Annotated in this window: 17 protein-coding genes and 1 pseudogene; 8 read left to right on the top strand and 10 right to left on the bottom strand. The window is 70.3% G+C overall.

The window, feature by feature from the left end:
- Nucleotides 1-100 precede the first annotated feature (100 nt).
- Complete coding sequence (locus VFV67_RS30120; protein WP_326474067.1) at nucleotides 101-733, top strand: DUF2202 domain-containing protein; 633 nt, start codon at nucleotides 101-103, stop codon at nucleotides 731-733.
- Between the two features lie 143 nt (nucleotides 734-876).
- On the opposite strand, the gene VFV67_RS30115 is transcribed toward VFV67_RS30120, so the two are convergent.
- From VFV67_RS30115 to VFV67_RS30105, 3 genes are all read right to left on the bottom strand, one after another.
- Nucleotides 877-1833, bottom strand: a complete 957-nt coding sequence (locus VFV67_RS30115; RefSeq protein ID WP_326474066.1) for a hypothetical protein — start codon at nucleotides 1831-1833, stop codon at nucleotides 877-879.
- Nucleotides 1834-1875: 42 nt separating this feature from the next.
- Nucleotides 1876-2712 (bottom strand): universal stress protein, encoded by an 837-nt coding sequence (locus VFV67_RS30110; protein WP_326474065.1) that lies wholly within the window; start codon nucleotides 2710-2712, stop codon nucleotides 1876-1878.
- Nucleotides 2713-2836: 124 nt separating this feature from the next.
- Nucleotides 2837-3130 carry a DUF4342 domain-containing protein gene (locus tag VFV67_RS30105; protein WP_326474064.1) on the bottom strand — a complete coding sequence of 98 codons (294 nt, stop codon included), beginning with the start codon at nucleotides 3128-3130 and terminating at the stop codon, nucleotides 2837-2839.
- Between the two features lie 357 nt (nucleotides 3131-3487).
- Between VFV67_RS30105 and VFV67_RS30100 the strand changes: the two genes are divergently transcribed.
- Nucleotides 3488-4015 (top strand): PIG-L deacetylase family protein, encoded by a 528-nt coding sequence (locus tag VFV67_RS30100; RefSeq protein ID WP_326474063.1) that lies wholly within the window; start codon nucleotides 3488-3490, stop codon nucleotides 4013-4015.
- A gap of 48 nt (nucleotides 4016-4063) precedes the next feature.
- Nucleotides 4064-5791 (top strand): aminotransferase class V-fold PLP-dependent enzyme, encoded by a 1728-nt coding sequence (locus VFV67_RS30095; protein WP_326474062.1) that lies wholly within the window; start codon nucleotides 4064-4066, stop codon nucleotides 5789-5791.
- Here the strand turns inward: VFV67_RS30095 and VFV67_RS30090 are convergent.
- Together VFV67_RS30090 and trxA are read right to left on the bottom strand one after the other, a co-directional pair.
- Complete coding sequence (locus tag VFV67_RS30090) at nucleotides 5778-6041, bottom strand: metal-sensitive transcriptional regulator (protein WP_414636376.1); 264 nt, start codon at nucleotides 6039-6041, stop codon at nucleotides 5778-5780. The two genes, VFV67_RS30095 and VFV67_RS30090, sit on opposite strands and share 14 nt — an antisense overlap.
- A gap of 40 nt (nucleotides 6042-6081) precedes the next feature.
- Complete coding sequence (trxA, locus tag VFV67_RS30085) at nucleotides 6082-6465, bottom strand: thioredoxin (protein ID WP_326474061.1); 384 nt, start codon at nucleotides 6463-6465, stop codon at nucleotides 6082-6084.
- Nucleotides 6466-6574: 109 nt separating this feature from the next.
- Here trxA and VFV67_RS30080 point away from each other — a divergent pair, with 109 nt between their 5' ends.
- Complete coding sequence (locus VFV67_RS30080; RefSeq protein ID WP_326474060.1) at nucleotides 6575-6985, top strand: DUF302 domain-containing protein; 411 nt, start codon at nucleotides 6575-6577, stop codon at nucleotides 6983-6985.
- A gap of 2 nt (nucleotides 6986-6987) precedes the next feature.
- Here VFV67_RS30080 and VFV67_RS36925 read toward each other — a convergent pair whose 3' ends face one another.
- Nucleotides 6988-7155, bottom strand: a complete 168-nt coding sequence (locus tag VFV67_RS36925) for a hypothetical protein (protein ID WP_414636377.1) — start codon at nucleotides 7153-7155, stop codon at nucleotides 6988-6990.
- A gap of 134 nt (nucleotides 7156-7289) precedes the next feature.
- Between VFV67_RS36925 and VFV67_RS30075 the strand changes: the two genes are divergently transcribed.
- Nucleotides 7290-8567: a glycosyltransferase gene (locus VFV67_RS30075; RefSeq protein ID WP_326474059.1), complete on the top strand. Its 1278-nt coding sequence runs from the start codon at nucleotides 7290-7292 to the stop codon at nucleotides 8565-8567.
- Between the two features lie 852 nt (nucleotides 8568-9419).
- Here the strand turns inward: VFV67_RS30075 and VFV67_RS30070 are convergent.
- Entirely contained in the window at nucleotides 9420-9818 is a 399-nt protein-coding gene (locus VFV67_RS30070) for a MerR family transcriptional regulator (RefSeq protein ID WP_326474058.1), read from the bottom strand.
- Between the two features lie 176 nt (nucleotides 9819-9994).
- Between VFV67_RS30070 and VFV67_RS30065 the strand changes: the two genes are divergently transcribed.
- Nucleotides 9995-11347 carry a hemolysin family protein gene (locus VFV67_RS30065; RefSeq protein ID WP_326474057.1) on the top strand — a complete coding sequence of 451 codons (1353 nt, stop codon included), beginning with the start codon at nucleotides 9995-9997 and terminating at the stop codon, nucleotides 11345-11347.
- Nucleotides 11344-12384, top strand: a complete 1041-nt coding sequence (locus VFV67_RS30060; RefSeq protein WP_326474056.1) for a hemolysin family protein — start codon at nucleotides 11344-11346, stop codon at nucleotides 12382-12384. Before VFV67_RS30065 ends, VFV67_RS30060 begins: the two co-directional genes overlap by 4 nt.
- Nucleotides 12385-12402: 18 nt before the next feature.
- Here the strand turns inward: VFV67_RS30060 and nhaA are convergent, their stop codons facing one another.
- The 3 genes and pseudogenes from nhaA to VFV67_RS30045 form a co-directional block, all read right to left on the bottom strand.
- Nucleotides 12403-13653 (bottom strand): Na+/H+ antiporter NhaA, encoded by a 1251-nt coding sequence (gene nhaA, locus VFV67_RS30055; RefSeq protein WP_326474055.1) that lies wholly within the window; start codon nucleotides 13651-13653, stop codon nucleotides 12403-12405.
- Nucleotides 13622-14206 carry a hypothetical protein gene (locus tag VFV67_RS30050; protein WP_326474101.1) on the bottom strand — a complete coding sequence of 195 codons (585 nt, stop codon included), beginning with the start codon at nucleotides 14204-14206 and terminating at the stop codon, nucleotides 13622-13624. The genes nhaA and VFV67_RS30050 overlap by 32 nt, the downstream gene beginning before the upstream one ends.
- 347 nt (nucleotides 14207-14553) lie before the next feature.
- Nucleotides 14554-14910: pseudogene (locus VFV67_RS30045) on the bottom strand (CNNM domain-containing protein); the annotation flags it as partial.
- 1181 nt (nucleotides 14911-16091) lie between these two features.
- Here VFV67_RS30045 and VFV67_RS30040 point away from each other — a divergent pair.
- Nucleotides 16092-16406 (top strand): SLC13 family permease (locus tag VFV67_RS30040; RefSeq protein ID WP_326474054.1); only part of this gene is annotated, 315 nt, incomplete at its 3' end.

Raw genomic sequence — 16406 nt, 5'->3', positions numbered from 1 at the left:
CCGGTCTCCATGTCATCTCCACACCGGCCACACCCGCACTCCGCACCCCGCGCAGAAGCTGACAGTGCCAAGAAAATCGTTAAGCGGAGGAGAAAAGGTCATGAAGACCCGCACACTGTTCGCCGCGATCGGGGTGGCCGGCGCGGTGGCCATCGGCGCCGCCGTCGCCATTCCCGCGCTGGCCGCCCCGCCACCCGGCGGGAACGGGCCCGGGTTCGGGCCGGGTCCGGGCACCGGCATGATGACCGGGCCGATGGGCGAGCGCGGCGGCTGCCTGCTCAACAGCCCCAGCGGCACCCTCACCGACACGCAGCGCAGCACCCTGGCGGCCAACGCCGAGGAGGAAAAGCTCGCCCACGACCTCTACACCGAGTTCGCCAACCGCTACGACGCCGTGATCTTCGACCGGATCGCCGCGGCCGAGACCCACCACCTCGACGCCGTCCGCACCCTGCTGACCCGCTACCAGATCACCGACCCCACCGCCGGCCTGGCCCCCGGCCGGTTCGCCACCCCGGCCGTCCAGGCCAGCTACGACCAACTGCTCGCCCGCGGCGCCACCAGCGAGCGCGCCGCGCTCGAGGTCGGCCAAACCGTCGAGACCAACGACATCGCCGCCCTGCAGGCCGCCCTCGACGGCCTCACCGCGCCCGACGTCCAACGCATCTACACCCACCTGATCACCGCATCCCAACACCACCTCACCGCGTTCACCACCTGGCTGTCCCGGTGAACAGCACACCAACCGTCGGCCGCACCACCACGGTGCGGCCGACCCAACACGCGCACCCCGACCTGCGGCCGACAACACACCTCGAGGTGGCCGGCATCGCCGAACCGAGCCGCCGTGGTCGTCGCCGGTGGGACGCAGGTCCGCTACCGAGGCCCGTTGGACCACCAGCCGAGGACCCGCAGCGCGCGCAGGGTGTTCCAGCGGCTGGGCTGTCCGGGCTGCTCCAGGTCGAACCAGACCGCGCCAGGATGCGGCGCGGGCACCGGCCATCGGCCGTCGCGGCCGCGCCTGGACAGGATGACACCGATCGCGTCCTCCAGCCGGGCATCCCGGGATGCGTTGGCGGCACGGAAGTAGTCCAGGCCCCGGAGCACGTCGTAGCGCCAGCGGGGCGGGAAGGTCAGGCGCAGCATCCTGGGATCAACGACGGCACCGGTGCGGTGAGACCGGTAGAGCCGGTGGGCCAGCAGGAACTCCCGGCCGCGCGCCTCCGCCTCGAGGGTCTCCCCGCGGCGCGACCCGTTCGCGTCGGCGTAGTCGCACAACCCGTCCAGCACGTTGGCGGTGGTGTGGAACGAGCCGTGTGCCGCACCGTGATCGCGCTGGCAGTTCCAGCCCCCGTCCGGCATCTGCGCACGGAGCAGGTAGTCGACCAGGCGTTCGCGGCGCGGATCCGTTACCCCGAACCAGGACAGCAGCCCGAGGGCAATCCCGGTCACGCAGGTTTCGCTACGCCGCTGGGTCACGGTGACGTTGATGCCGCCGTCGCGCCACAGTCCCTCGTCGAGGAACAGCCGGCACGACTCCCGGGCCCGCGGGTCGTCGGGAGGCAGGCCGAGTTGGCGCAGCAGCAACAGAGTGTAGGTCGTGGAGATCCACTTCTGGCCGTGCAGCCGGGGTGTCCACCGGCCCGTGCTGTCGCGGTGAGCGAGCAGCCGTGCGCCCCAGCCCTCGGTCGCGACCCGCCGCTGCTCGCGCCGCCACTCTGCCGTCGGGGCTCCTTGCAGGTCACGAAGGGTCTGCCAGCGGATCGCCGGGTCACCCGCAAGCAACCACTCCACAATCTCCACATCCACCGTCAGACCTGAAGCCTCGACCATCACCGCGCACCTCCCCTCGCCCGCGCACCGTTTTCGCTCTCGCTAGCTGGCGATACCGGCGGCGTGCCGGTCGGGCCGGACGACCACGGTCGGGCAGTGGCTGTTCCGAATGAGGGTTCGGCTCACCGAGCCGAAAGCCAGCGAGGCCAACCGGCCCCGTCCGCGGGAGCCGAGCACGAGCAGGCCGGCGCGCCGGGACCGGCGGCCGAGATCTTCGATCGGGTCACTGTCGACGATGAATTCGGTGACCGCCACATCGGGGTATCGCTCAGCGAATCCGGCAAGGGCGATGGCCAGGGCACGCTGCTGCTCGACCCGCTCGGCGCGGCGGTCGACCCTGTCCCGCGCCGCGATCCAGCAGAGCACCGCGTGCAGGTCCCGCCCGGAACGGTCGGCCGCGACGAAGGCGTAGTCGAGCGCGGACCGTGAGGTCTCGGCGGTGTCCACACCCACCAGGACGGGTGCGATGTCCGGTGCCGGCACGGATCCTTTGGGTACCACGACGATCGGACAGGGTGCCGTGCTGAGCAGGGCCGCCGGAATCGAGCCGTTGATCGCCTCGACGAACGGGCTGTGGTCGTCGGCCCCGATCACGAGCAGGTCCGCCCCGGTCGCCTCGACGCGCAGCACGTGCTCTGGCGGGCCTGGCACGGCGCGGGTGACCATGGGCAGGCCGGGTCGCCGGTCGGCGGCCAGCGCCGCCGCCCAGCCCAGCACGGCCTGGGCGAGAGCTTCGTCCTCGGCGCTCGCTCGGGGTGGGTATGCGGCCACCAGCCGCAGGGTGGCGTGGCGAGTGTGGGCTTCCGCCGCCGCCCAGATCACCAGTTCGGGTCTGGGCTCGACCGGAGACACCCCGGCGACGACGTGGTTGGCGTTCATGTTCGGCTCTTCTCCGGGCGCGAAAGTCGAGAAAACCCACGTCGACGGGCCTCTTGTGATTGTGGGCGCGATCGCCGACGAGGAACACCGCGGCGACGTGGGTCTCCCGGACCGAACGGCCGCATTACCCGGCCTCGCCGTCCTGATCGACGGTCTCGACCGGCGGCTCGTGGTGCTCCACCTCGATCGACCACTCGCTGGCCAACGCGGCGATCGCTCCGACAGCGGTCACCACGGGAGCGACCACCGCGGCCACCACGGCCGCGGTGACCGGGATCTCCATGACCGTGTGGCCCTGCTCGGTCTTGATCACCAGCCGGCGCACGTTGCCCTCGTGCAGGAGTTCCTTCACCTTGTCCACAAAAGCCTGACCGCGCAAGCGAATCGTCTTGCGGGCCGCGTCCTGCTCGACAGTCACTTGATTACTCCCTTCGTAGCGCACCTGCAGTATCGGCGCGATCCACGCGGCGCTGGCAGAGCAGAACGTCCCCCGCACATCAGGCCCAACGTCCACCCGCGGACCGGGGTCCTGCCCTGTCAACGCGAGCCAAACAACGCGCCCAACCGCTTGACCAGCCCACCCCGCACCGGCGTGCACGAGCACCGCTTGTCAACGGGCACGTGACCCAGAACCTGCTCCACGTGGTTGCCACAACCGACATAGGTCGGCTTGCCGCAACGACGGCAGACGGTTGGCTGGCACATCGGCACACCTCCGGTGATGGTCGAACTCGATAGCACGACCATACCCCTGGGGGTATCATGGAGATGGAGGGTGCTAGAGGCCGAGTTGGCGACCGCGGCGGTGGTCCTCGGGGTTCGGCACACCAGCCTGCTGTCCTATCCGGACGGAGCGCTCGCCGAGGTGGCACTGGACGAGCTGGTCGCCCACGTCCGCACGGCCGTGACCGACGACAGCCCCTCGCACCTGGTGGTCTTCGACGAGGGAGGGGTGACCGGTCATCCCGATCACGCGCGGGCCACCGAGGCGGCGGTGCAGGCGGCCGGCGAGCTGGCCCTGCCGGTGCTGGCCTGGACGGTCCCGGACGCGGTGGCGACCGCGCTGAACACGGAGTTCGGCACGGCGTTTCGCGGGCGGCCGGCAGCACAGATCGACTGGACGGTCGCGGTGGACCGGACCCGGCAGTGGCGGGCGATCGCCGCACATGCCAGCCAGTCCGCGGACAATCCGGTGCTGCGTCGCCGGCTGGCGTTGCTGGGCGACACCGAGCACGTCGTGCTGTTGTGGCCGGGTGGGGCACAAGGTCCCACCGAGGTGGGCCCATCGGCGGTGTCGGCGTGACCGCTGCCGCCGGATCCTGGGCCGGTGGAGGCGAAGGGAGCGGTTGTGGTGAGCACCACGATCGGCAGTACAGCGACCCAACCCATGTTGGACCGGATCCGGCGGGGTCTGATCGGGGACGGTGAGGTGTTCGACGGGCCGTACGGGCCGCGGCGGATCAGCTACGCCGACTACACCGCCTCGGGACGCTCGCTGGACTTCGTGGAGGACCTGATCCGCCGGTGGGTCCTGCCTCGTTATGCCAACACCCACACCGAAAGTTCCGGCACCGGGTTGTGGACCACCCGGCTGCGTGAGCAGGCCCGCCGGTTGATCCGGGACAGCGTCGGCGGCACGGACACCGATCTGGTGATCTTCACCGGTTCCGGTGCGACCGCCGCGGTGAACAAGCTGGTCGGCATCCTGGAGCTGCGGCTGCCCGCCGGCCTGGCCGCCCGTTACGGCCTCACCGACCGGATCCCGCCCGCCGAGCGGCCGGTGGTGTTCGTCGGCCCCTACGAGCACCACTCCAACGAACTGCCCTGGCGCGAGTCGATCGCCGACGTCGTCGTGATCGACGAAGACGCCGACGGGCACATCGACCTGCAACACCTTGGCCGTGAGCTGCGGCGGTTCGCCGACCGGCCGCTGCGGATCGGCAGCTTCTCGGCCGCCTCCAACGTCACCGGCGTGCTCACCGACACCGACCGGATCGCCGCCCTGCTGCATGAGCACGGCGCACTGTCCTTCTGGGACTACGCGGCCGCAGCGCCGTACGTGCCGATCAGGATGCGGCCGAGCGCCCCCGGCCGGCGCGACCACAAGGACGCGATCTTCCTCTCGCCGCACAAGTTCGTCGGCGGGCCGCAGACCCCGGGTGTGCTCGTGGTGCGCCGGGAACTGGTACGCAACCCGGTGCCCACCGCGCCGGGCGGCGGCACCGTCGCCTTCGTCGACCCGCTCGGCCATCGCTACCTCGACGACCCGGTCGCCCGCGAAGAAGGCGGCACGCCCGCCATCGTCGAGTCCATCCGCGCCGGCCTGGTGTTCGCGGTCAAGGACGCCGTCGGCACCGACCTCATCCAGGCCCGCGAACGGCGCCTGTGGCGCGCGGCGATGACCCGCTGGGCCCGCCACCCCAACATCGAGGTGCTCGGCAACCCCCACGCCGAGCGGCTGTCCATCGTCTCGTTTCGTGTGCACGCCGGCCAGAAGTACCTGCACCACAACTTCGTCGTCGCCGTGCTCAACGACCTGTTCGGAGTCCAAGCTCGCGGCGGCTGCTCCTGCGCCGGCCCCTACGGCCACCGCCTGCTCGCCATCGACACCGCCCACTCCCACGCCTACCAACACGAGATCCAACGCGGCTGCGAAGGCATCAAACCCGGCTGGACCCGGATCAACTTCAACTACTTCATCACCGACACCGTCCGCGACTACCTCATCGCCGCCGTCGAACTCATCGCCGACCAGGGCCACCGACTGCTGCCCGACTACCGGTTCGACCCGCACACCGGACTCTGGCAGCACCGCGCCACGGCGACGATTCCGGCCGGGCTGCCGGACCTACGGCAGGCCGTCACCACCGCCCCGACGCCCACCGAGACCGGCGCACCGGCCACCGAAGACGTACTCCCGGGCCAACTCGACACCGCCCGGCGCATCCTCGCCGACCGCCGCGACCACGTACCCGACGGACCAACCGGACTCGACGAACGGTTCGAAGCCCTGCGCTGGTTCCTCCTGCCACCCGCCTGCCTCACCCCCGACGGCCAGCAACCCCTCACGCGAGACTGAGGAACAACTTCTCCAACTGCTCACGGTCGGCCCTGCCCTGCGCCGAGCCGTCGGACACGCACTGCTCCAGGCCACTGGCGATCAGCTTGAACCCGGCCCGGTCCAGCGCCCGGGACACCGCCGCCAGCTGGGTGAGCACGTCGCGGCAGTCCCGCCCGGACTCGATCATCTGGATCAGCCCACCCACCTGGCCCTGCGCCCGGCGCAGCCGCTTCACCACGTCCGTCAGGACGTCCTCGCTCAGCTCCACGATGCCTCCCTCAATTACCCCCCAGGGTATCGTGTCGCTATCACACCGGCTTCGACGGTGCAGCCGATGCCGACGCGGACAGCGCGGCCCGCACCTCGTCCATGTCCACGGCCGCCGCCTTCTCGATCAACTCCTCCAGCGCCGCCGCGGCCAGCGCGCCCGGCTGGGCGTAGATCACCACGCCGTCGCGGACCACCATCAGCGTGGGAATCGACGAGATCCCGAACCTGCGCGCCAACGCGGTCTGCGCCTCGGTGTCGACCTTGCCGAACACGACATCCGGGTGCCGCTGCGCGGACCGCTCGTACACCGGCGCGAACATCCGGCACGGCCCGCACCACGACGCCCAGAAGTCGACCAGCACCATGCCCGGCCCACCCACGACGTCGTCGAAGTTCTCCTCGGTCAGCTCAACGGTCGCCATCACACAGCCTCCTCGTACCCATACCCCCTCCCGTATTCACAACACGCATCCGTCCGGCAGTGTTCCCGGCATTCGGATACCATGGGGGGTATATCGAGGAGGTATTGGGATGGACATCGGATTGACCGCACGGCTGCGGCTACCGTTCACCGAGGCGGTGACCCGAACCAAGGAAGCCCTGCGGGAACAGGGGTTCGGCGTGCTCACCGAGATCGACGTGCGGCAAACGCTACGCGAGAAGCTCGACGAGAACATGGAGGACTACCTCATCCTCGGCGCCTGCAACCCGCGGCTGGCCCACCGCGCGTTGGGCGTCGACCGGCAGGTCGGCCTGCTCCTGCCGTGCAACGTGGTCGTCCGGGCCGACGTCACCGCCGAGGGTGCGCAGACCGTGGTCGAGGCGATCGATCCGGCCACGATGATCACGGCGACCGACGAACCGGCCCTCACCCCGGTCGCGGACGAGGCCGGCCGGCTGCTCCGCGCCGCACTGGACACCCTCATCCGCTCCGAGCTGTGATCTCACGCGTGCGTAGTAGCGTGCCTGTGCCCTGATTGGTCGGTGTCGTTCGGCTGCGCGGCGATGTCGCTCTCGAACAGCCGGTGGCGATGTTGGTCGCCAGAGGATGCGTCGATGGGTGCGGTGCCGTTCCAGGAGGCGAATCGCCCTTGTCGGCAAAGCTGGCTGATGTCACCGACATCAGCCAGCCGTCGGACGGCGGTTGGACGGTCCGATTCCGTGCAGCTGCAGCAGGGTGCTGCCGGTTGCGGTGATCAGCTCACGGAGCTCCCTCGCGATCTGACCTCACGAAGGAGGCACGCCGATGAAGGTCTTGATCATGACGCTGGGGACGCGGGGTGATGTCCAGCCGTTCGTCGCGCTGGGGCGGGGACTGCTGGTCGCGGGCCATGAGGTGGTGCTGACCGCACCGCATCGGTTCGCCGGGTTCGTCGCGGGTCACGGCGTGCCGTTCGCTGGGGTGGACGACGGCCCACTGCGGCTGATGGATGACGTGGCCAACGCGGATGTGCTCGAGGGCGGGATGCGCGCCCGGCTCCGGCAGGCGCGCAGCATGCCGGCGATGTTCACCACCGTGCTGGAGGACTGCTGGGCCATCGCCTCGCAGGGCGCGGGTGCCGGTGCGGACGTGGTGGTGCACAACGGTCAGATCCTCGCCGGGCAGCATGTCGCCGAGGCCCTGGATGTTCCGACTGTTCTGGCGTCGTTGATCCCGATGTACGTGCCGACCAAGCAATTCCCGTGGCCGGGGGTGGATTTTCCGGGCTGGCTGCCCGCGATGGCCCATCGCGCCACCTTCCTCGGGATGAAAGCCCCCGCTGCGATGTTCGGCCGGGTCGTCGATCGATGGCGCGAACACACGCTCGGCCTACCGCGTCGTCGCGGACGGCACGATCCCGTGCGCCGCCCCGACAATGGCCCCACGCCTGTCCTGCACGCGTTCAGTCCCGCCGTGCTGCCCCCGCCGCCGGACTGGCCGGACTCGGTGATCACCACCGGATACTGGGTCCTGCCGCCGGGCGACGCGCTGCCAGAACGGGTCGAGGATTTCCTGAATGCCGGTGACCCGCCGGTGTTCATCGGGTTCGGCTCGATGGTGGGCCGTGACCCGCAACGCAGCACCGCTGCGGCCCTGCAGGCCGCCCGGACAGCGAAGACACGTCTGGTCATCGGTACCGGATGGGGTGGGCTGGCCGACGATCCGCCAGGTGAGGACGTTCTGGTCGTGGACGAGGTCGACTACCAGGGGTTGTTCCCCCGCGTTGCCGCCGTGGTCCACCACGGGGGGGCCGGTACCTCCGGCGCCGCGTTCGCCGCAGGGCGTCCGCAAGTGGTGTGCCCGTTCGTCGCTGACCAGCCATTCTGGGCCCGGCTGGCCCAGCAGCATGGCGTCGCGCCCGCACCAGTGCCGCAATCCCACCTCACCGCGTCCCGGCTCGCCACCGCCATCACAACCGCGACCGCGGATCCGGACATGGCGCGAAGGGCGGCGCAACTCGGCCACCGTGTTCAGGCCGAAAACGGAGTAGCCGTCGCGGTAACCGCACTGGAACGCATCAAGTTGGCGCATCACCAGAACTGACTAACTGACCACCAACCTGACGACCGAGCACAGCCAGTGGCTGCACAACTCCCCAGCACAGCGGCGGCCCGCCTCGCGCCCGCCCGGGGTGTCAGGGTATCCGCGCTACGCTCGGCCCGCGATGCCGAGGTGCGGGTGTCATGCTCACCAACGCGGCTCGACCACCTCCATCCCAAGCTGTGCAACGCCCTGCGCGAGGTGCTGGGCAGCGCGCCGGTTGCCCCGGCTCCGCTCTACAGTGGACATCGACCGAGTTGCTGAACCGCTGGCGCTGCTGGCCTACGGGGTCAACCGCGATCCCGGGCCGGCACGTCCACCGCGGAGCTCGGACCGACGGTCATCACATCCGCACCGCACTCGAGGGCGGCGTGCCGTCACCGGTCCGTAAGGTCTGGTTTGTCCCGGACAGGGCAGGATCCGGTCGTCGACGCGGCGGCCCGGGTCCAGGGCGTGTTGTCGGACTGGCTGCAGGCCATCGGCCCGATCCCGATCCTTGACCGGTGCAGCGGTGTTGCACCGTCGTCGCCGGGCCGCCCAGCAGCCAGGTGGTGTGCTCGACCTGCCCGATGCGGAGCTCGTTGCTGATGGGCCGGCGGGTAACGAGAAGGCCTGGCGTCCAGCGGTGTGAGATGTCATTCGGGTCGCGGCGACGGGTCGATGTCGGCGGCGGCTTCGCCGTTGGTGAGCGGCGGATGATCCCGCGGTGCGGTCGAAACGGTAGGCGGGTGGCCTCGGTGCGGAGGTGTGTCTACTGCCCCCGGCCGCTTCATTGAGGCCGTGCGATCAACTCGGTGGCAGCGAAATTGGCCGCTTCCCGCCACCTCACTCGCCTTGTTCGGCAGTGTCGCTTGGTTAGAGGGGTGGCATTGCGGTGGTGATCTCCAGGGCGGTGGTGATCAGGGATTGGGCGCGGGTGGTGAGCGCGGCGAGCAGGCCGTGCGCTTCGGTTCCGGTGGTCTGCGCCGCTGTCTGTAGGGAGTGCAGATCGTCGTGGAGTTGGCGCAGCAGCGCGGGAAGGTCGGCTTGTTTGGTGCGCAGCGCGGTGGCGATCTCGTCGAGGCTGACGCCGTGGGTTTCTAACTGGCGGATGGTGGCGATGCGGTCGACGGCGGCGGGGTCGTAGAGGCGGTAGCTGCCGGGGGTGCGCTCGGCGGGAGTGAGCAGGCCGAGGTTGGTGTAGTAGTCGACGGTGCGGGTGCTGACCCCGGCCCGGGAGGCGAGCTCGCCGATGCGCAGTAGTTGGTCACCCACGTGTCCGCTCCCCGCTGTCGCCCGCCCGATCACCCTTAACCGTACAGTTGCACGTGATAGTGTAGCTGCATGGTGGCCTCGGGCAACGACAGCGACGGATGTAGTACCCGGCCGGGCCTGGGCCCGGCTGCCCCTCCGGCCGACAACGGCCGCAGCGCCTCGGGTGTGACGGCGCCATGTTGATCCTGGTCGGCCTGGCCACCATCGTGCTGTTGACCGCCGTCACGGGCTATTTCGTGGCCCAGGAGTTCGCCTACGTCGCCGCCGATCGCGGCCGGTTGCAACGGCTGGCCGAGCAGGGCGACCAGGCGGCGCAGCGGGCGCTCCGGGTGACGTCGCGGTTGTCGTTCACGCTGTCCGGCGCCCAGCTTGGGATCACGGTGACCGCCCTGCTGGTCGGCTATGTCTCGGAGCCGTTGCTGGGTGAAGGGCTGGCCGCGGTGCTGGGGTTGACCGGGCTGTCGCACACGGCGAGTCTGTCGATCTCGATCGTGGTGGCGTTGGTGTTGTCCACCGTGGTGCAGATGGTGCTCGGTGAGCTGGCGCCCAAGAACCTGGCGATCGCCCGCACCGAGGCGCTGGCCAAGGCGTTGAGCCGGTCCACCCTGGCCTACCTGGCGGTCGCCGGGCCGCTGATTCGGTTGTTCGATGTCACGTCGAACCGGCTGCTGCGGGCGGTAGGCATCGAACCGGTGCAGGAGTTGCCGCACGGCGCCACCCCGGAGGACCTGCACCGCATCATCGACGAGTCCCGCGACGGCGGGCACCTGGACGCGGAGTTGTCCGCGCTGTTGGACCGCGGGTTGGAATTTCGCACGCTGAGCGCCGAGCAGGCCATGACCCCACGCGTGGATGTGCACACCATCGGCGCCGAAGACCCGGCGGTGCGGGTGGTCGAGTTGGCGGACACGGGCCACTCCCGGTTCCCGGTGGTGGGCGAGAGTGTGGACGACATCGTCGGCGTGGTCGGCATCCCCGATGTGCTGACCGTCGCGCCGGCCGAGCGAAGCATTGTCCCGGTGCGCCTGATCGCCGCGCCGCCGCTGCTGATCCCGGCCAGCCTGCCGCTGCCCGCGGTGCTGGAACGGTTGCGGGCCGAGCACCGGCAACTGGCCTGCGTGGTCGACGAGTACGGCGGGTTCGCCGGCGTGCTCACCTTCGAAGACATCGCCGAGGAAGTGGTCGGTCCGATCCTGGACGAGGACGACCTGCCGGAGGCCACCGTGCACACCCGGCCGGACGGGTCGTGGCTGGTTCCCGCCCGGTGGCGGATGGACGAGATCGAGCAGGCGACCGGCATCGCGCTGCCCGAAGGCGAGGACTACGACACGATCGGCGGGCTGGTCATGCACCGGCTCGGCCGCACCCCGCAACCCGGCGACCAGGTCGTGGTCCCCGAGGTGACCGCACCCGCGGTGGACGACCCCGCACCGGCGCGCGGCGTGCGGGTGGAGGTCGTGTCGGTGAAACGGCGCGTCCCCGACACCGTCGCGATCGGCATCCTCGACGAAGCGCAGGCCACCCGATGAGCACCGCGTGGGCGTTGCTGGTTTCGCTGGGGTTGTTGATCGCCAGCGCCTTTTTCGTCGCCGCGGAGTTCGCGCTGGTGGCCAGCCGGCGCCACCGGCTCGAAGAACTGGCCGCGGCCGGCAGCCGCGCCGCCCGCGCGGCTGTGCGCGGCAGCCGGGAACTGTCGCTGATGCTGGCCGGCGCCCAACTGGGCATCACCCTGTGCGCCCTCGGATTGGGTGCGCTGGCCAAACCCGCCCTGGCCGACCTGCTCGGCCCGCTGCTCACCGGCATCGGGTTGCCGGCCGGGCTCAGCACGGTGATCGCCGTCGTGCTGGCCGTGGCGGTGGTGGTGTTCCTGCACATGGTGGTCGGGGAGATGGCCCCCAAGTCGTGGGCGATCTCCCACCCGGAACGCTCCGCGCTGCTGCTGGCGCTGCCGTTCCGCGCCTTCGCCCGGGTGGCCCGCCCGGCGCTGAGCGTGCTCAACGGCATGGCCAATGCCACGCTGCGCGCGGTCAAGGTCACCCCGCAGGACACCCTGGCCCAGGCCCACGGCCCGGACGATCTGCGGATCCTGCTGCGCCAGTCCCGCGAGCACGGCCTGCTCCCCGAGCAGCAGCACCGCATCCTCGCCGGCGTCCTGCAACTGCGGCACACCACCGTGGCCCAGGTCATGCAATCCCGCAACGCCGCGGTCACCATCCCGGCCGACGCCGACGCCACCGAGGTCGAACGAGTCAGCCGCGAGAGCGGACGCTCCCGACTGATCGTCCTCGACGAGCACGATCATCCGGTCGGCATCGTGCACGTCCGCGACGCCGTCCGCGCCACGACCGCGGCCCGGACCGCCACCGCGCGGGACCTGATGAGCGCCCCGCTGGCCCTGCCGGCCGCGACGACCGTGGCCGAGGCGGCCACAACGATGCGCCAGCACCGAGCCCAACTCGCGTTGATCACCGACGACAGTGCCGTCGTCGGGCTGGTCGCGTTGGAGGATCTCATCGAAGAGATCCTCGGCGAGTTCGACGACGAGACCGACCGCCCCGCCGCCTGACCAGCCGGCACCAGCCTCCTACGACTCACTCGGTGTCGTCTCCACGCCGGAGTCGTCGTCCGGAGCCACCGCGCGGGATCTGCCGTGGATCCGGCTGCGCCGCACCAGCAGGGCCGCGGCCAGCACAGCCGCGGCGATCGAGGACAGCAGCACCGCGGCCTTCGCGGACTCGACCGCCCGGGGGCCCACCGAGGCGAGGCTCAGTTCGGTGATGAGCAGGCTGACGGTGAACCCGACCCCGCCGAGCATGGACACCGCGGCCAGGTCCCGCCAGCCCAGCCCCCGCGGGCGCACCGCCGGGGTCAACCAGACGACCAGGGACGCGGCACCGAAGATCCCGACCACCTTGCCCACCAGCAGGCCCGCGATGACCGCCAATGCCACCCGGTCGGTGATCATCGTCTGCAGCGCGGGAAGGCCGAGGGGAACCCCGGCGGCGACGAACGCGAACAGCGGCGCGCACAGCGCCGCCGACCACGGTTGCAGGCGGTGCTCCAGCCGCAGCGCCGGCCCCTCCTGCTCCCCCGGGTCGGGCCGCACCCGGGTCAACAGGGCCAGCGCGACCCCCGCGACGGTGGCATGGATCCCGGCCTCGTGGACCGCCACCCAGGTGCCGACCGCGATCGGCACGTACACCAGCGGCGAGGTGACCCGCTTGCGCTGCAACACCCAGTACACCCCGCACAGCAGCGCCGCGGCCAGCAGCGCGAGCACGTGCAGGTTGCCGGCGAACAGCACAGCGATCAGCAGCACCGCGCCCAGGTCGTCGACCACGGCCAGGCTCAGCAGGAACACCCGGGCGCTGGACGGCAACCCGGCCCCGGCGACGGCCAGGACCGCCAGCGCGAAGGCGATGTCGGTGGCCGCCGGGATGGACCAGGCCGCCTCCATGCCCGGCAGATCGCCGCCGACCAGCAGGGCGACCAGCACCGGCACGGCCATCCCGCCGACGGCGGCGGCCACCGGCAGTACCGCCCGTCGCGCCCCGGCCAGCTCACCGATCACCAACTCCCGCTTGAGCTCCAGCCCGGCGACGAAGAAGAACACTGCCAGCAGCCCATCAGTGGCCCATTGCTGCAGGGTCAGATTCAGGTGCAGCGCGCTCGGGCCGACCGTGACCTCGCGCAGCGCCTCATAACCGGCGCGCAGCGGAGTGTTGGCCCACACCAACGCCACCCCGGCCGCGGCCAGCAGGAAGAAACCGCCCACCGTCTCGGTACGCAGGAAGCGGGCGAACTCAGCGACAGGGGCACGGGCGGGCGCGGTCACGGGCGACTCCGGGGTAGGTAGGTACTCCGATTGCCGACCAGACTTCCCGGCGCGCCACCGTCCATCCTACCCGTGACCGCCTGACCGAACGCCACGACAGCTCAAAATCCACAGTGGACCATCGAAGGGGCCATAGTGGACAGATTTCCCTGTTTTGCGCCGCCGCTCGCCGCCAAGTACGCCGGTGCTGGGTGTGCTGCTGTGCTAGCCGACCCCGAGGTCGGGATCGCCGGCTTCGGTGGTCGCAGTGCGCTGGTGGCGCAGCCGCACCGCGGTGATGGCGTTGCCGTCGATGCCGGTGACCTCGATGGTCCAGTCCGCCAACTCGACGCAGGTCGTGGATGGGAAAGGTGCCGGGCAGCAACAGGGCGCCGTCGGGTTCGGTACGCACGGCCATGATGTCGCGGTCCGTCTCGTCGTAGATCTCGCCGACGATCTCTTCCAGCAAATCTTCCAGGGTGACGATGCCGTCGATAGCACCGTGCTCGTTGGCCACCAGCGCGAACTGTTGGCGTTCGTCTTTGAACCGGCGCAGCGCGTCGGAGACCCGCACGGTGTCGGGGAACACCAGGGGTGGGCGGGCCAGGTCGGCCAAAGTCTTGGTGTCGTCGAGCAGTTCGCGCAGGTTGACCACCCCACCGCGTCATCGAGATGGCCGTTGCGGACTACCGGGGCGCGGGAATGCCCCGAGGCGGCCAATGCCGCGCGGGCCTGCGAAGTGGGTGTGGTGACCGGCAGGGTGAACACCGCGCGGTGAGGGACCAGGACCTCGCGCAGGAGGCGTTCGTGGATCTCCAAGGCGCCGGTGATGATCGTGCGCTGCTCAGGGTTGAGCCCGCGGTGCCCGGCCACCAGATTTCGCAACTCCTCCGGCGACAGCTGCTCCTTAGCGGCCAGCGGATTGCCGCCGAAGACCCGCACGGTCAGGTCCGTGGCCTTGCCCAGCGACCACACCGCCGGGCGCGCAACCCGGGACGCCAGGTCCAGTGGGCGGGCCACCAGCAGCGCCCAGCGCAGGGCGTACTGCATCGCCAGCCGCTTCGGCGCGAGCTCACCGAACACCAGGGTCACGAAGGTGAGCCCCAAGGTGACCAGAGCGACGGCCACTGGCTCGGCCGCGCCACCAAGAAATCCGAACCCCGGCGCCAATGGTTCGGCCAGCGCGACCGCTGTCGTCGCGGAGGCCAGGAACCCGGCCAGCGTGATGCCGATCTGGATGGTGGCCAGGAACCGGTTCGGATCCCGGGCCGGCCGCACCAGCGTCCGAGCACCGGCCCCGCCGCGCCCTCCAACTGCTTCAACTGCCCCTCACGCAGGGAGATCAACGCGATTTCACTGCCCGCGAACATCGCGTTGAGCACCACCAAAACGCCGACCAACCCGATGTTGACCCAATAGCCGCTCATGGCGCGTGTTCACCCGACCCGTCCGCGGAAGGCGGCCAGGCTAACAAGCGCGACTCCCGACCACGATGCATCCGGCATGCTCAGGTGCGCGGCCCGGCGACACGCGTGGATACCCAGCACGATGCGTGCCAGCAGCGTGGCGGCGACGGTGGTGAGGGCGAGGCCAAGCGTGATGTTCGCAACGCAAAGGTGGCCGACGGACGGTCACCGCGCCCACCCCGGTAATCGCCCACAACCGCGCCATCGCCCTCGGCGAGATCCACGGCCCGGCCGCCGCGCTCGCCCTGGTCGACCAACTCGACCTGGACGGCTACTACGCCTACCACGCCACCCGAGCCGACCTACTGCACCGCCTCGGTCGCGCCAGCGAAGCCACCGATGCCTGTCAACGCGCCGCCGCCCTGGCCCCCACCCAAGCCGAACGCGACTTCCTCAGACACGGCGGCCGAGCAGGCCAGTCCCGAAGGGACAATGATCCATGATGGCCGTTGATATCCGGCCCAGCGGGCTGGTGCGCGACGGCAGCATGGCTCGTTGCTCTCTTCGTCGCCAGGGGATCACCATCAGCACCAGGCGATCCTGGAGAGCCGACGACGTTGATCGTCTGTGAACGGCGCATACGCCGCCGCACCGCGGATCGGTCTGCGTACGCGGCGTTTGGCGATGCCGGCACGCCGACAGTGGCGCTGACGCTGAGCTGTTCGGCGATCTCCCGGCGGGGATCGACTCTTGCTCGGTCGACAGCAGCGCCGGCCGGAGTGTCGAGCCTGGCGGGGAGGGTGAAGCTGCTGGGCGGGCCGTGCCGAACACGGTGGCTCGCTCGGAACATCTGGGTTTGCCCTGGGCGGGTTTTTGCGGCATGTTGTGGGCTGGCGTGCCGGGAAGTCTGGTCGGCGTCCGCCCCTGGCCGGGGGCGGGGGGATTTGTCGACCGGTAGGGGATCTTGGTGGCGCAGATTGTCGCCCGCATCGTCAGACACGCCCGCCCGCTCTGGGCCATGCACCCGTGCTCGCCGCTGGAGTGGTGGTCGGCGTGAGCGTGGGGATCGCGGTCGTCGTGTTCGTGGTGGCCTACGTGCTGATCGCCACCGAGCGGATCCCGAAGACGGTCGCCGCGCTGGCCGGCGCCGGGCTGGTGCTCGGGCTGGGGGTGGTCGGCTCGCAGGAGGCGTTCTACTCCCACGACACCGGCGTGGACTGGGACGTCATCTTCCTGCTGCTCGGCATGATGATCATCGTCGGGGTGCTGCGCCGCACCGGGGTGTTCGAGTACACCGCGATCTGGGCGGCCAAACGCGCCAAGGGCTCGCCGCTGCGGGTGATGATCCTGCTGGTGCTGATCACCGCG

The sequence above is a fragment of the Actinophytocola sp. genome, assembly GCF_035762905.1.
Taxonomy (GTDB): domain Bacteria; phylum Actinomycetota; class Actinomycetes; order Mycobacteriales; family Pseudonocardiaceae; genus DASYTH01.
Note: the sequence above shows the minus strand (reverse complement) of the source record. Positions and strands in the feature narration are given on the sequence as shown.

Bases quoted from the DNA above. Each gene is read 5' to 3' on its own strand.
- VFV67_RS30120 (WP_326474067.1), top strand. From the start codon at position 101: ATGAAGACCCGCACACTGTTCGCCGCGATCGGGGTGGCCGGCGCGGTG.
- VFV67_RS30065 (WP_326474057.1), top strand. From the start codon at position 9,995: ATGTTGATCCTGGTCGGCCTGGCCACCATCGTGCTGTTGACCGCCGTC.
- VFV67_RS30115 (WP_326474066.1), bottom strand. From the start codon at position 1,833: ATGGTCGAGGCTTCAGGTCTGACGGTGGATGTGGAGATTGTGGAGTGG.
- trxA (WP_326474061.1), bottom strand. From the start codon at position 6,465: ATGGCGACCGTTGAGCTGACCGAGGAGAACTTCGACGACGTCGTGGGT.
- VFV67_RS30080 (WP_326474060.1), top strand. From the start codon at position 6,575: ATGGACATCGGATTGACCGCACGGCTGCGGCTACCGTTCACCGAGGCG.
- VFV67_RS30075 (WP_326474059.1), top strand. From the start codon at position 7,290: ATGAAGGTCTTGATCATGACGCTGGGGACGCGGGGTGATGTCCAGCCG.
- VFV67_RS30060 (WP_326474056.1), top strand. From the start codon at position 11,344: ATGAGCACCGCGTGGGCGTTGCTGGTTTCGCTGGGGTTGTTGATCGCC.
- VFV67_RS30110 (WP_326474065.1), bottom strand. From the start codon at position 2,712: ATGAACGCCAACCACGTCGTCGCCGGGGTGTCTCCGGTCGAGCCCAGA.